This is a genomic window from Hydrogenophaga sp. RAC07 (assembly GCF_001713375.1).
Classification (GTDB): domain Bacteria; phylum Pseudomonadota; class Gammaproteobacteria; order Burkholderiales; family Burkholderiaceae_C; genus Hydrogenophaga.
This window is the reverse complement of the sequence record NZ_CP016449.1, coordinates 2,851,508-2,865,260: the sequence shown is the minus strand read 5'-3', so window position 1 is coordinate 2,865,260 and position 13,753 is coordinate 2,851,508. Positions and strand designations below refer to the sequence as shown.

Sequence of the window (13,753 nt, the reverse complement as noted above, 5' to 3'; positions counted from 1 at the left end):
ACAAGAACCTTGGGGAACATGTCCCCAATAGCTACATGATGTGCAAGCCACCGTCGACCATCAGCGTGGTACCGGTGATGAAGGAGGCCTCGCTGGACGCTAGCCACACGATGGGCCAGGCAATCTCTTCCGGCGAGGCCCAGCGCCCGATCAGCGAAGTATCCTTGCGCTCGGTCCTGAGCTGCTCGACGCTCTTGCCCGAGCCCTGCGCGCGGCCGACGTGAAAATCCGTCAGCGTGGAACCGGGGCACACCGCGTTGGCGCGCACGCCGTGCGACGACTCCTCAAACGCGAGGCTGCGCGTGTAGGCCAGTTGCGCGGCCTTGGTCGCGTCGTACAGCGCCATGCCCTTGCGGCCGGTGACCGCGTAACACGACGAGACGTTGACGATGCTGCCCGCGCCCGATTGCCGCAGCGCCGGCAAGGCCGCGGCGCAGTAGTTGGACATGCCCACCAGGTTCACGCCCACCATGGCCTGCCACTCGGCGGGCGTGGCGTCGGCGGCGGCCGAGTAGTTGCGCATGGCGGCGTTGTTTACCAGGATGTCCAGGCCACCGAGCTGCGCGTTGCATTGCTGCACGGCGGCGCGCGCGGCGACCTCGTCGGCCACGTTGGCCGCCACGCACAGCACGCGCGCGCCGGGCAGGGCCTGCACGATGGCTTGGCGGGTGCGCTCCAGCGCCTGGGCGTCGGCATCCACCAGCAGCACGGCCGCGCCTTCGCGACAGAACAGCGTGGCCGCCGCGGCGCCAATGCCGGCACCGCCGCCCGTGATCAGCGCGGTCTTCTCAGCGAGTCGGGGTGCGCTCATGTCGGCTCACTCCGCCTTGGCGCCGGTGTCCTTGATGACCTTGCCCCAGCGCACGATCTCGGTGCCGATCCAGTCGCTGAACTGCTTGGGCGAGCTCGCGACGATTTCGAACTCCATCTCGTGCAGGCGCTTCTGGATGTCGGGCGAGTTGAGAATGCGCACCATCTCCTCGTGGTAGCGGTTGATGATGGCCGGCGGCGTGCCGGCCGGCGCGAGCAGACCGATCCACGAGGTGGCCTCGAAGTCCTTCAGCCCCGACTCGCTGAGAGTCGGGATGTCCGGTGTACTCGGAAAACGTTTCGGGCCGGTGGAGGCCAGCAGCTTGAGACGCCCCTCCTTCACGAAGCCCTGCACGTTGCCGGGCACGAAGAAGCCGGCCTGGATGTTGCCCGCGATCAGATCGGCCACGGCTGGCCCGGCGCCGCGGTAGGGAATGTGCGTCATGCGGAAGTTCGCCCCCGACTTCATCATTTCCATGGTGAGGTGCGAGGCGCTGCCCATGGCCACCGAGCCGTAGGCATACTTGGTCGGGTTGGCCCTGGCCTTGGCGATGAAGTCCTTCACATCGGTGATGCCGGTGGCCGGGTTCACCACCAGGTATTGCGGCGACTTCACCGCCAGCGTGATGGGCGCGAGATCCTTGGTAGGGTCGTACGGCATCTTGTCGAACAGGGTGACGTTGATCGCCAGCGGCCCGTTGTAGCCGATCAGCAGGGTGTGGCCGTCCGGCGCGGCGCGGCTCACCTCGTATGCACCGATGTTGCCCCCCGCACCAGGTTTGTTCTCGACCACAAATGGCTGGCCGAGCGCCTCCTGCAGCTTCGGCCCGATCAGGCGAGCGAGCACGTCGTTGGTGCTGCCGACGATGGGCACGATGATGCGCACCGGCTTGCTGGGCTTCCAGTCGGACGCGCCTTGCGCCCAGGCGGCAGTGGCCGCGCAGGCCGCGAGCGCGACAGCCGCCGCGAGTTTCAGGTGGGTTTTCATAGGTGTCTCCGGTGCTGTCTGTCGTGGGGTGGAAAAGTGAAGTCGCTCAAAGGCTGAAGACCGGTTTTTTCGTCGCGTCGGCGAGCTGCTCGCGTGCCCACGCAACGGGGTCCTGTTCCTTGGGCAGCAGCACTCCGGCGGGGCGCACGTGCTGTGCGCTTGGGTCCAGCGCGGGCGGGGTCTGGCCATCTGCCAAGCCGAGCGCGGCCTCATGCAACATGCGGCGCGCCATCACGATAGCCTTGTCAGTGGGCAGTAGCTTTTCGGCCTCGTGATTCTGGATCGTGCCCATGCTTTCCTGCAGCGAATAGTCCTGCGCGGAGAAGCCGAACACGCCGCTGTAAGAGCGGTCTTCGCGTTGCGCCACGCGGTCCATGCAGTAGTCGTTGTCGCGGTTTTGCTTGGGGATGAAGCTGCCGGGCGCTTCGTATTCGACATGAATGCCCTTACCTTCTTCCATCGCGGTGCGTTCTTCGTCGGTGAGGGGATGGGCAGGCTGCCAGTTGATGCTCCAAGCCCAGCAGCTATGGTCGTCGATCGGCACCCACACATGCCCGCCCAGCGCATGCTCGCCAAACGGCGCGATCAGCGTGAACCAGGGGAACAGCCACTGCGTGATGCGCCAGTAATACGAATCGGGTTCGCCGTTGCGGCGGCCGAACAGACTCAGGCCGAAGGGCGTCTGCTCGATCTCGAACTTCACGTTGCCGTCGGCCTTGATGTAGTCCAGCGCCTTCACTCCCTGGTGCATCGGGTCGGTATCCACCTCGTAGCGGTGCACGTAAGAGACGTGTGCGGTGTCGATGCCGCCTTCCATGGCCTGCAGCCAGTTGCTGTACTGCAGGCGCTTGGAGACATACACATGTTCGGGCGGCAGCGTGCACCACTCCAGCTCGGGCGGTGCGGGCTGCTGATCGGCCGGGCCCATGTAGGTCCACACGATGCCACCGCGCTCCACGCAAGGGTAGCCCTTTATGTGCATGCGCGCGCAAGCCTGAGGCGCGGACGGCACGTCCACACATTGCCCCATGCCGTCGAACTTCACGCCGTGGTAGGCGCAGCGGATGCCGTTGTGCTCGTTGCGGCCGAAGTACAGCGACACGCCTCGGTGCGAGCAGAATTCGCCGATCAGGCAAGCCTTGCCATCGCTATTGCGAAAGGCGAGCAGCTTCTCGCCCAGCAGTTGCACGCGCACCTGCGGCCCGTCGGCTTCGGGGATTTCGCTCGATGCCAGTGCCGGCACCCAGTAGCGGCGCATCAGGTTGCCCATGCGCGTGCCGGGACCGACGCGGGTGAGCGCTTCAGACATTTCCTTGTTCATAGACAGGTCTCCAAAATTGATCGGCATGTCCACTGCATGACATTACAGTCCATTTTACGGACCGATTGAGCTCTGTCAAGTTTTGAATAGTCAGTCCATCAAGTGGACTGGTGGGCGGGTACCATGATAGAAGTGCAACCTTGGGTGGAGTTATGGGACCAACTGAAAAACCGGGCGAGAGTGTCCGGGCCGTGGACAGAGCGCTGGAAATCCTCATGGCGTTCACGGCAACCGACCACCAACTGACAGCGGGTGAGCTGCTCAAGCGGGTAGACCTGAGCCGTCCAACCCTGTACAGGCTGTTGCGCACGCTGGAACACAGCGGGTTCATCGTGTCGTCCGGTGATCCTCAGCGCTTCGAATTAGGTCCCTCGGTGGCGCACCTTGCACACGTGTGGAGCTCCAGTCTTGACATAGCGACCCTGGCGCAACCGATGCTGCGCCGCTTGTGGGACCAGACGGGCGAGACTGTTGCCTTGCTTGTTCACCAGGGCAACAGTCGAATCTGTGTGGCCGAATTGCCCAGCGCACAGCCGCTCAGTTTCAAACGCGGCTTGGGCTATCGGGAAGACGTGACGTTGGGCGCTAGCGGGCGTGCCATCCTTGCCCATGTTCCCACACCCGAAAGCTATCTGAACAAGAGCGGAGAAACCGTCAATGTATCGGCCTATCTCGACAGGCTGCAGCAGATCCGGGAACAGGGGTATGCGATAAGCCGGGACGAATTGATCCAGGGCGCGGTGGCGGTTGCTGTGCCGTTTTTTCTGGGGAACGACAAAGTCATGGGGTCTTTGGCCGTTTTCGGTCCTGGTGTGCGCGTGGACCAAGCGCGTGTCAGCGTATTTGTTACGCTCCTCAAGGAAGAAGCACGGAAACTCTCGCAAGCACTTGGGCAGCGCTAGCTAGCTTCAAGGGGCCGGCCGGGGCGACACTGATTCTCATACACCCAAGTGCTGCTCCAGCAGTTCGGGCTTCGACAGGAGCTCTTCGGAACTGCCTTCAAAAACCACCTCGCCCTTGACCAGGATCACGTTGCGGTCGGTGATCTGGGTGACGTGTTTCCAGTTCTTGTCCACGATGATGCTGCTGATGCCGCTTTCGCGGATCAGGCCACAGATGCGCCAGATCTCGCGCGCAATCAGAGGCGCCAGGCCTTCCGTGGCTTCGTCGAGGATCAGCAGGTCGGGGTTGGTCATGAGCGCCCGGCCAATGGTGAGCATTTGCTGTTCGCCGCCGCTGAGTTGTTGCCCGCCGTGGTTGAGGCGTTCGGCCAGGCGCGGAAAGGTTTCGAGCACCCTGTCATAGGTCCAGTCGCGTTGACCCTTGGTGCCGGCACGCGCCGACATCACCAGGTTTTCCCTCACGCTCAGGTTGCCGAAGATGCCACGGCCCTCGGGCACGTAGGCCAGGCCCATGCGGGCGATCTCGAACGTGGGTGCGCCGGTCATGTCGCGGCCTTTCACATGCACCTGGCCGCCACTGGGCTTGACGATGCCCATGATGGATTTGAGCAGCGTGGACTTGCCCATGCCGTTGCGGCCCATCAAGCCAATGGTCTGGCCCTGGCCGACGGTGAAGTCAATGCCGCGCAGGATGTGGCTGGCGCCGTAGTGGGTGTTGAGACCCTTGGCCTCAACCAAGGCGTTCGTCAATGCGCTCATCAATGCTCCTCACCCAGGTAGGCTGCCTGCACGCCGGCATCGCCGCGCACGTCGGCCGGCGTCCCGCTGGCGATCACCTGGCCGTTCACCATCACGGTGAGCTGGTCGGCCAGGGTGAAGACCGCGTCCATGTCGTGTTCGACCAGCATGATGGCGTGGTCCTTTTTCAAGCGCAGCAGCAGCGCCACCATGCTCTCGGCCTCGGCCTGGCCCATGCCGGCCAGGGGTTCGTCGAGCAGCAGCACGGTGGGCTCGGTCGCCAGCGTCATGGCGATCTCCAACTGGCGCTGCTCGCCGTGGCTGGTGGTGCCGGCCACCACGCTGGCGCGATTTGACAGACCGGCGAGTTCGACCGCGCGCTCGCAGCGCTCGTTGACCGCGCCCATGGCGCTGGCCGAGGACACCCAGCGCAGCGGGTTCCACGGCACATGCCGTTCGCGCGATTGGGCCGCCAGTCGCACGTTGTCCCACACGGTGAAGGGCAGGAAGATGTTGGTCTTCTGGTAGCTGCGGCCCAGACCCAGGCGCGAGATCTTTTCGGGGCTTTTGCCCGCCGTCTCGACCCCGTTGAGCGTGATGCGGCCCGAGGTGGGAGGCAGGTCGCCCGAGAGCAGGTTGGTCAGTGTCGACTTGCCTGCGCCGTTGGGGCCGATGACGGCGTGGATGCGGTCGCGGTGCAGGTCCACCGACACATCATTGACGGCGGCCAGACCCCCGAAGCGCTTGGTCAGGTTGCGGGCGGAGAGCAGCAGTTCGTTCATGGGCGCTCCTTCGGGCTGGCGAAGCGCTGCACCAGACCCAGCAAGCCGCGCGGCGCCAGCACCACCACCAGCACGATGAACGTGCCCATGAGCAGCTGCCAGTGTTTGGTGAGGTCCTTGAAGAAGTGCATCACGTACTCGAACGCGAAGGCCCCCACGATGGCGCCAGCGAAATTGCCCATGCCCCCGAGGATGACCATCATGATGGCGTGTGCACTCATGTGGAAACCCATCAACTCGGGGTTCACATAACCGGTCTGCGCGGCCCACAGGAAGCCCGCCACGCCGGCCAGCGCCCCTGCTAGCGTGAAGGCCGTGAGTTTGTAGCCGAAGGTCCCAAAGCCCACCGCGCGCATGCGGTGCTCGTTCACGCGAATGCCCGCGAGCACCCGGCCAAAAGGAGAGAACAACAGGCGGCGCAGGAAGGCATAGACCAGCACGAGCAGCAGGAGCGTGAAGTAGAAGAAGGTTGTCTTGTTCTCGAGGTCGATGCCGCTCCAGCCGAACACCGAGGCGGTGGGGCGGAAGTTCACGTACACGCCGTCCGACCCCCCGAGCGCCTTGTTGTCGAAGAACAGGAAGAACACCATTTGGGCGAACGCCATGGTGACCATGATGAAGTAAATACCGTGGGTGCGAACCAAGAAGAAGCCGATGACGAGCGCGGCCAGTCCCGCGCCCAGCGCCGAGGCGGGCAGGGCCCACCACAGGCTGATGGGAGTGTCCGCCGGGGTGAGGAAAGCCAGCGCGTAGCCGGCAAGACCAAAGTAAGCCGCGTGTCCGAGCGACACAAGACCGGTAACGCCCTGCAGCAGATCCAGGCTCATGGCGAAGATCGCCAGGATCATCATCTGCGAGAGCATCTGCAGGTAGAAGTCGCTACCGGTGACGGGGATGAGTGGAAAGGCGGCGAGCGCGATGGCGCCCAGCACCAGAATGGCCTGGATGCTGCGCGGCAGCTTTTCGAGTTGGGCTTTGGGGGAGCTCATTGTTTGAAGAGCCCTTCGGGCTTGTAGAGCAGCACGGCGGCCATGAGCATGTAGACGGCCATGCCGGCAATCTGCGGCACCAGCACCTTGCCGAAGGTATCGACCAGGCCCACGAGCAGGGCGGCCACGAGCGCGCCACGCACCGAGCCGATGCCACCGATGACCACCACCACAAAACACATGATCAGCACCGAACTGCCCATGCCGGGGTAAACGCTCGCGATGGGCGAGGCGATCATGCCGGCAATGGCGGCCAGTGCCACGCCCAGCGCGAACACCACGCCGTGGATCAGGCGGATATTGATGCCCAGCGATTCGGTCATTTCGCGGTTGAACGCACCGGCGCGGATCTTCATGCCCAGGCGGGTCTTGGAAATCAGCAGATACAGACCCAGGGCGAGTGCGATGCACACGCCCGACATCACCAGCCGGTAGATCGGATATGAGAGGTTTTCGGTCAGCGGGATCGACCAGTTCAGCACCTCGGGCACCTGCACCGCGTGCACGTCGTCGCCCCAGAGGATGGAGCGCACCTCTTCAAAGATGTAGATCAGGCCGAAGGTCAGCAGCACCTGGTCGAGGTGGTCGCGGTGGTAGAAGTGCCGGAACAGCGACCACTCCAGCAGCCAACCCAGCGCCACGGCGATCACCGTGCCCAGCACGATGGCCAGCACCAGACTGTCGAACTGGCCGACCAGGAACCAGGCCAGATACGCGCCCAGCATGTAGAAGCTGCCGTGGGCCAGATTGACCACACCCATGATCCCGAAGATCAGCGTGAGGCCCGCGGCCAGCATGAACAGCAACAGGCCGTATTGCAGGCTGTTGAGCAACTGGATGAGGAAGTTGGCGAAATCCATGAGTTAAGGAACAAAAGGACGAAGAAAAGCGGCGGAACATCTTTTGGACGAACTCCGCCGCTGGAGGACAACCGGGGCGCGAAAGACTCAACCCATGCGGCAACCCGTGGCGGGATCGGCCACAGCCTTCTGAGCAATGCCGATCACCTTGTTGTCCTTGTTGACCACCTGGCGCAGGTAGATGTCCTGGATCGGGTTGTGGGCCTTGCTCATGGTCCATTTCCCGCGCGGACTGTCGATGGTGGCGCCTTCCAGCGCTGCGTACAGTGCCGGTTTGTTCGACAAGTCGCCTTTGACTGCGTTGGCACCCTTGACGAGCAGCAAGCCCGCGTCGTATCCCTGAACGGCATACACATCGGGCTGCGCCTTGAACGCCTTTACATAGTCGAGGCGGAACTGCTTGTTGCGCGGGATATCCAGCGAGTCGCTGTAGTGCAGCGTGGTGAGAACGCCCTCGGCAGCTTCGCCTGCTGCATCGAGCACGCCCTCGGTCAGGAAGCCCGAGCCGTACAGTGGGATCGTCTTGTTCAGGCCGGCCGCAGCGTAGTCGCGCAGGAACTTGGCTGCACCGCCACCGGCGAAGAAGCAGGCCACGGCGTCGGGCTTGTAAGACGCAATCTCGGTCAACAGCGACTGAAACTCCACGTTGGGAAAGGGCAGGCCGAGCTTCTTGATGATGGTGCCACCGGCTTCGGTGTAGCTCTTTTCGAAACCCTCAAAGGCCTCGTCGCCTGCGGCGTAGTTCCAGGTGATCCACACCGCCTTCTTGTGGCCTCGGTCGACCATGGCCTTGCCCAAAGCCAGGGTAGGCTGGGCGTTGGTGAAGCTGGTTCGAAACACATTGGGCGCACACTGGGCCCGGGTGGCCACGTGCACGCCGGCATTGGGAATGATGTTGAGAACTCCTGTATCGCGTGCGACCTTGTGAATGCCCATCTGCACGCCCGAGTGCACCGAACCCACCAGCACGTCGACCTTGTCACGCATTACCAGGCGGGTCGCGTTCTCGATGCCCTTGGCCGGATTGGATTCGTCATCGACCTTGAAGAACTCCACCTCGCGGCCACCGAGCTTGCCGCCGTTTTGCGCCAGCGCCAGCCGGAAGCCGTTTTCGACGGCGATACCGGGCTGGGCAAAGGTACCTGTGAACGGCAGCATCAGGCCAACCCGCAGATTGCTGGTTTGCGCCTGCGCCCACCGGGGCAACAAAATGCCGCTGGAGGCCGCGCCGATCAGCGCGGCTCCTCGTGTCAAAACAAAGCGCCGTGAGTTCATCTGTGTCTCCTGTTGTGGTGGGATCGGGAAAACATCAGGCAGCGGATTTTTCCGCAACCAGCAACCGATCGATGATGCGGCGGGCTTGCACGCCACCGCCATCGATGTTCAGGCTTAGTAGCTTGCGCCCGGCGTTGCGCTCCAGGTTCTGCTGCTGCATCTCCAGCATCTGGAGGTCCTCGGAGAAAACCTTGCTCAGGCTGGTGCGGATCTGCTCGCTCAACGCCTGGTCCTGCGCATTGAAGTTCCTGGCCATGCCCCAAAAGTACCAGGTCGAGGACTCGGTTTCAGGTGTTATGAAGTCGATGACTGTGCTGGAGGCTTTGACCTTGGGGTCTGCATTGAAGCCGCCCTTGCCCGCGTGCGCCACACCCACATCGATCAGCACATGGCTTGGCGGATAGAAGCGGCAGATTTGCCACCGGTCCACTGGAACATCGTCTGCCAGGTTGTTTCCGCGCAAGCCCGCACGCCAGAATGGCGGCGCCATGATGCCTTCCATGTAACGCTCGGTGATGGCGCAGTCTCCATCCATCCGCGTCTTGGGCGGCGACTCATCGATTTCCTTTTGACCAATTGAGTTCGGGTGCAAGTAAGTCTCGTGAGTCAGGTCCATGAGGTTGTCGATCATGAGCCGGTAATCGCATTTGACGTGGTACAGCCCACCGCTGTAGGCCCACTCGGGGTCATCGGCCCAGGCCAGATGGTGGATCTTGGAGGGGTCGGCCTCTTGCGCATCGCCAGGCCAGACCCAGATGAACCCGTAGCGCTCCACTACGGGATACGTCCGCACGGCGGGGAAGCCGCCCACGCGTTGGCATGGCATGGCAACCGTCTTGCCATCGCAACCCATTTCCAGACCGTGGTAGCCACAAACCAGTTTGCCGTTTTCAACCTTGCCCAGCGACAACGGAGCACCGCGGTGGGGGCAAAAGTCTTCGACAGCGGCCACCTTGTTGTCGGGGCCACGGAAAAACACGATGGACTCGCCGCAAATCTTGCGGCCAAGGGGCTTTCCATCGAGTTCGCTGGGCGTAGCGCCTACATACCACGTGTTTTTGGGAAACATGATTCGTTCTCTCCTATAAGTTCTAAGGATTCGGGCAGGCTTGTGGGGTCAGCCCTTGGGTGGCTCAAGCACACCTACGTTCTGATAGATGTGTTTGATCTCGGTGAAATCGATCAACGCGTCAAAGCCGTGGAGACGGCCCAAGCCACTGCGGCGATAGCCGCCGGTCTCCGCTTCAGCGCACAGCTTGTTGTGGTCGTTGATCCAAACGGTGCCGTTGCGCAGCGCTCGAGCGATACGCCAGGCGCGCGCGCCCTGCTCTGTCCAGACACTCGCGGACAACCCGAACTCGGTGTGATTGGCCCGCGCCACCGCTTCGGTTTCGGTTTCAAACTTTTCCAGCACGACCAAGGGGCCGAAAATCTCCTCTTGGACAAAAGATGCACTGGCATCCCGGTGCGCGACCAAGGTGGGCGAGACAAACCCGCCAAGCCGCAGGTTTCCGCCGAGACGCTGACCGCGCAGGATCACTTCGTCTGCGTCGTCCATCGCCTGCTCGATGCGACGTTGCACCAACTCAGTGGTAGAGAGATCGATCAAGGGACCCATCTGGGCGCCCGGGGTATTTCCGGGCGCCACTTTGATTGCCGCCAGTGCACTGGCCAGCGCTTTTTTCATCGCCTCATAGCGTGACGCGTGAACCAACACCCGGCGCGCCGCCGTGCATTGCTGACCAGAGATGACCGTCGCAGCGGCAGCCAGTTGAGGCGCGATGTGGTCGATATCGGCATCTTCAAAAACCAGGCAGCATGACTTGCCACCCAGTTCGAGCGACAGTTTCTTCATAGTGGGAGCAGCGGCGGCCATGATGCGCTGCCCCGTCAGGTTGGAGCCCGTGAAGCTGACCACATCCACCTCTGGCGAGGAGGTGAGCAACTGCGCCACGTCGTGGCCTTGCTCACTCACCAGGTTCACCACACCGGGCGGCAGTCCAGTCACGTCGGCCAGTTCCCTGATCACCGCAGCGGTGATGAGTGCGGACTGCGGTGCAGGCTTGACCACGCAAGTACAGCCAGCGGCCAACGCGGGGGTGATCGACCGGATAAGCAGGATCACGGGAGCGTTCCAAGGGACGATGATGCCGGCGACGCCGGCCGGCTCTTTCAGCATCGTGGAAAATACGCCGGGTTCCACCTCGAGCACGTGGCCTGGTATGTGCCGGGCCAGACCCGCGTAGTAACGGATCTCCGAGATGGCTCCCATCAGCTCACCCCGCGATTGCGCGATCACCTTGCCATTCTCTTGCGTTAGCAGTTGGGCCAGTGCTTCAGCCTTGTGTTCTAGCCGGCTTGCCCATTCGTTCATCACGTTCTGCCGCAGCCGCGGCGACTGGGCCCACGTGGGCTTTTCAAAGGCTCTGCGTGCAGCCGAAATGGCCGCCTCTGCGTCTGCCCGGGTGGCAGCGCTGAAGCAACCGATCTGGCTGCCGTTGGCCGGGTCCAGGCTGGGCACTTCGAGGCCCTGGCTGGCGGGCATCCACCGGCCATCGATCAAGAGTTCTGCTGTGGCGTGCATAGGAGTGCTCAATGTGTGACCGATCCGCCATCAACCACAATCACCTGACCGGTGACAAAGTCACTGTCGGCGCTGGCGAGGTAGATCAAGGTGCCGGTCAGGTCGTCGGGTACCTGATCACGCTTGATGCAGCGGGACGAAACGATGCCTGAAGCGATTGAGCCTTGCCAGTCGGGATTTGTGCTGACATTGGCGCTCAGGGTCAGGCCCGGCGCCAGTGTATTGACGCAGATATTGTCGTTACCCAATTCACGCGCCAGACAGCGCGCCATCGCCACCACGGCGCCCTTGGAGGTGACGTAGTGCAGGAAGAGCGGCGTGCCCTTGAAAACCGTGCCGGAGGCGATGTTGATGATCTTGCCGTAGCGCTGCTGACGCATCACGGGGCTGACCGCTCTGGCGCACTCGAAGGAGCCGCGCACGTTGACGGACATCACCTTGTCCCACTCGGTCGACTCGATCTGCTCGAACGGCTTGAGGGCAAGGTTGCCGAAAATTGCGGCGTTGTTGACCAGCACGTCAATGCGGCCGAACGCCTGAAGTGCGGACCCAACCATCTTCTCCACCGAATCGCGGGACGTCACGTCTGTGTGGACAAACACCGCCCGGCCACCCTTCTCAATGATCTGGTTGACCACCCCGGTGGCGTCCAGCACATCGGCACAGACCACGGAGGCACCTTCTTGAGCCAATGCACGAGCGTATGTCTCTCCGATACCTTGCGCCGCGCCGGTCACGATCGCAACCCGGTTGGCCAGCCGTGGGGTGTTTTCTTTGGGGAGTTGATTCATGGAGTGTCTTTATGTCTTGGTAGTTTTTGTGTGCTTTTCGATCAAGGCCCGGGCTGTTGACAAAAGATCGCGACCATCGAAGCCGCGGCTCTCCATGTCCTTGACCCATTCGACCTCTACCTGGCTTGCTGCGCGCCTGAACTCTTGGGCTTCGACCTGCCCGAAGTTATGGGTCACGTTGCCGCGTGCCTCCACCAACTTGCGGGCAGGGTCGTCGCCACATTGGTGGGCGCGCCCCAAGGACGCAGAAGCGGTTATGCCCGAGTTGGGGTCCAGCACCTTCCGGACATCTGGCGGCAGGGACTCGTACTTCCGTTTGTTTGTTGCCGTCACGAATGTCGTGGTGTAGAGCGCGCCACTGGCTGGATCGAACTGACTGTGAAACTTCGTTAATTCGTGCACCTTTACGGAGGGAACGACATCCCAAGGGATCACGCAACCGTCGAGAGGCCCCTTTTGCAGTGCGTCGGGAATCTTGGGCAGCGGCATGCCCACAGCATTGGCGCCGAGGTATCCCAGCATCTTCGTAGTTTGTCTGGTTGGACCGCGCATTTTCAGGCCGCGCAAGTCGTACGGAGCCTCGAAGAGGCGGTCGCGGGTGTGGAGCATCCCCGGCCTATGAACCTGCACTGCAATGGGATGCACTTCCTTGTATTCGTTGGACGCTTTTGTCTTGATGAACTCCCAGAAAGCCTTGGAAGTAGCCTCGGCGTTGGTCGTCATGAACGGCAGGACAAACACCTCGCTGCAAGGAAAGCCTCCAGGTGAATAGCCGGTCAGTGTCCAAACGATGTCAGCCACGCCATCCCGTGCCTGGTCGTATGGCTGCACAGGCGCGCCATCAAGCTGCATCGCGGGGTACGCCTCAAACCGGATGCGCCCATCTGATTCCCGTTGCACCTTTTCCATCCATACCTTGTTCATGCTGACCCATACGTTGGACATGGGAGACATGAAAGTGTGAAATCGCAAAGTGATCGACTGCTGAGCAAAGCCTGTCAGCGAGGGAGCGCCCAAGGCCATCCCTACTGCCAACTGAACGATGGTTCTGCGGTTGATCATTTGGTGAATTGAGGAGAAGGCGTGAGTACCTAGGAAGTGAGACTTGATCCAGTTCGCAATTCGGATTGTCCGTCTGGTGATTATGTTGTTCATTCTACGGTTATGTTCACTCCACGAAATCAGGGTAAACACTGGGGGCGTCGTGAGCGGTTACCTAAATGACCTTCGATGTTGTTAGGCTGGGTCGGCACGAAACATCCGGCGCTATCGCCAAATCCACAAGATCACGACGAGAACCGCAAGGACCCAGTCCTCATGTGCGCCACAGCCAAGCACCAGCGTGCAGGCCGTGGGATGTGTGGAGTCCTCGGACCTGCTCGTGCTAGATGACCAGTCTCTGGCCCGGCGCATCGCCGACATCAGCGACGAACTCCTCTATGCCATCGTTCACCAGCGCTACAACCTGCGCCGCGCCATCGTCATCACCTCAAATCTTTTGGTGCAGGACCTGAGCAAGTACCTGGCCGACGTCACCATGGCCACCACCATCCTTGATCGACTGATACACCGCTGCTCGACGCTGGGGTTCGAAGGCAAGAGCTACCGTCTGAAGCAGTCCGCCTCACGAATCGCGATCGCACCCGAACAGTCGGAATTCGAACGACCTTGTTAGCGCAGTTTGGGTTGACCATAGGAGGAGACTGGCAAATT

Annotated in this window: 13 protein-coding genes and 1 pseudogene; 2 read left to right on the top strand and 12 right to left on the bottom strand. The window is 62.0% G+C overall.

What is annotated here, in order from left to right; translation table 11 throughout:
- Positions 1-31 precede the first annotated feature (31 nt).
- From BSY239_RS13355 to BSY239_RS13345, 3 genes are read right to left on the bottom strand one after another with little or no spacing between them, the layout of a single operon-like run.
- A complete protein-coding gene (locus BSY239_RS13355) occupies positions 32-811 on the bottom strand; it encodes an SDR family NAD(P)-dependent oxidoreductase (protein WP_056272130.1) in 780 nt (259 codons plus the stop codon).
- A 6-nt stretch (positions 812-817) separates the two neighbouring features.
- A complete protein-coding gene (locus BSY239_RS13350) occupies positions 818-1,798 on the bottom strand; it encodes a Bug family tripartite tricarboxylate transporter substrate binding protein (RefSeq protein ID WP_069047274.1) in 981 nt (326 codons plus the stop codon).
- 46 nt (positions 1,799-1,844) lie between these two features.
- Positions 1,845-3,119 carry an aromatic ring-hydroxylating dioxygenase subunit alpha gene (locus BSY239_RS13345; RefSeq protein ID WP_056272119.1) on the bottom strand — a complete coding sequence of 425 codons (1,275 nt, stop codon included), beginning with the start codon at positions 3,117-3,119 and terminating at the stop codon, positions 1,845-1,847.
- A 152-nt stretch (positions 3,120-3,271) separates the two neighbouring features.
- Here BSY239_RS13345 and BSY239_RS13340 point away from each other — a divergent pair, with 152 nt between their 5' ends.
- The gene (locus BSY239_RS13340; protein WP_069047273.1) at positions 3,272-4,021 is read left to right on the top strand and encodes an IclR family transcriptional regulator; all 750 of its coding nucleotides are present in this window, start codon (positions 3,272-3,274) and stop codon (positions 4,019-4,021) included.
- Positions 4,022-4,057: 36 nt separating this feature from the next.
- Here the strand turns inward: BSY239_RS13340 and BSY239_RS13335 are convergent, their stop codons facing one another.
- From BSY239_RS13335 to BSY239_RS13295, 9 genes are all read right to left on the bottom strand, one after another.
- Positions 4,058-4,780 carry an ABC transporter ATP-binding protein gene (locus BSY239_RS13335; RefSeq protein WP_416142256.1) on the bottom strand — a complete coding sequence of 241 codons (723 nt, stop codon included), beginning with the start codon at positions 4,778-4,780 and terminating at the stop codon, positions 4,058-4,060.
- On the bottom strand, positions 4,780-5,541 hold the full coding sequence (locus BSY239_RS13330; RefSeq protein WP_056272113.1) for an ABC transporter ATP-binding protein: 762 nt from the start codon (positions 5,539-5,541) through the stop codon (positions 4,780-4,782). The genes BSY239_RS13335 and BSY239_RS13330 overlap by 1 nt, the downstream gene beginning before the upstream one ends.
- Positions 5,538-6,530, bottom strand: coding sequence for a branched-chain amino acid ABC transporter permease (locus tag BSY239_RS13325; protein ID WP_069047272.1), 993 nt, complete (start codon positions 6,528-6,530; stop codon positions 5,538-5,540). The genes BSY239_RS13330 and BSY239_RS13325 overlap by 4 nt, the downstream gene beginning before the upstream one ends.
- Positions 6,527-7,390, bottom strand: a complete 864-nt coding sequence (locus BSY239_RS13320; RefSeq protein WP_069047271.1) for a branched-chain amino acid ABC transporter permease — start codon at positions 7,388-7,390, stop codon at positions 6,527-6,529. Before BSY239_RS13320 ends, BSY239_RS13325 begins: the two co-directional genes overlap by 4 nt.
- An 87-nt stretch (positions 7,391-7,477) precedes the next feature.
- Entirely contained in the window at positions 7,478-8,665 is a 1,188-nt protein-coding gene (locus tag BSY239_RS13315; protein ID WP_056272102.1) for an ABC transporter substrate-binding protein, read from the bottom strand.
- A 34-nt stretch (positions 8,666-8,699) separates the two neighbouring features.
- Positions 8,700-9,734: an aromatic ring-hydroxylating dioxygenase subunit alpha gene (locus BSY239_RS13310; RefSeq protein ID WP_056272099.1), complete on the bottom strand. Its 1,035-nt coding sequence runs from the start codon at positions 9,732-9,734 to the stop codon at positions 8,700-8,702.
- A gap of 48 nt (positions 9,735-9,782) precedes the next feature.
- Positions 9,783-11,249 (bottom strand): aldehyde dehydrogenase family protein, encoded by a 1,467-nt coding sequence (locus BSY239_RS13305; RefSeq protein WP_069047270.1) that lies wholly within the window; start codon positions 11,247-11,249, stop codon positions 9,783-9,785.
- Between the two features lie 8 nt (positions 11,250-11,257).
- The gene (locus tag BSY239_RS13300; protein WP_069047269.1) at positions 11,258-12,040 is read right to left on the bottom strand and encodes an SDR family NAD(P)-dependent oxidoreductase; all 783 of its coding nucleotides are present in this window, start codon (positions 12,038-12,040) and stop codon (positions 11,258-11,260) included.
- 9 nt (positions 12,041-12,049) lie between these two features.
- Complete coding sequence (locus BSY239_RS13295; protein ID WP_236944067.1) at positions 12,050-13,195, bottom strand: TRAP transporter substrate-binding protein; 1,146 nt, start codon at positions 13,193-13,195, stop codon at positions 12,050-12,052.
- Between the two features lie 217 nt (positions 13,196-13,412).
- On the opposite strand from BSY239_RS13295, the pseudogene BSY239_RS13290 reads away from it, so the two are divergent.
- Positions 13,413-13,715: pseudogene (locus tag BSY239_RS13290) on the top strand (ATP-binding protein); the annotation flags it as partial.
- Positions 13,716-13,753: the final 38 nt, after the last annotated feature.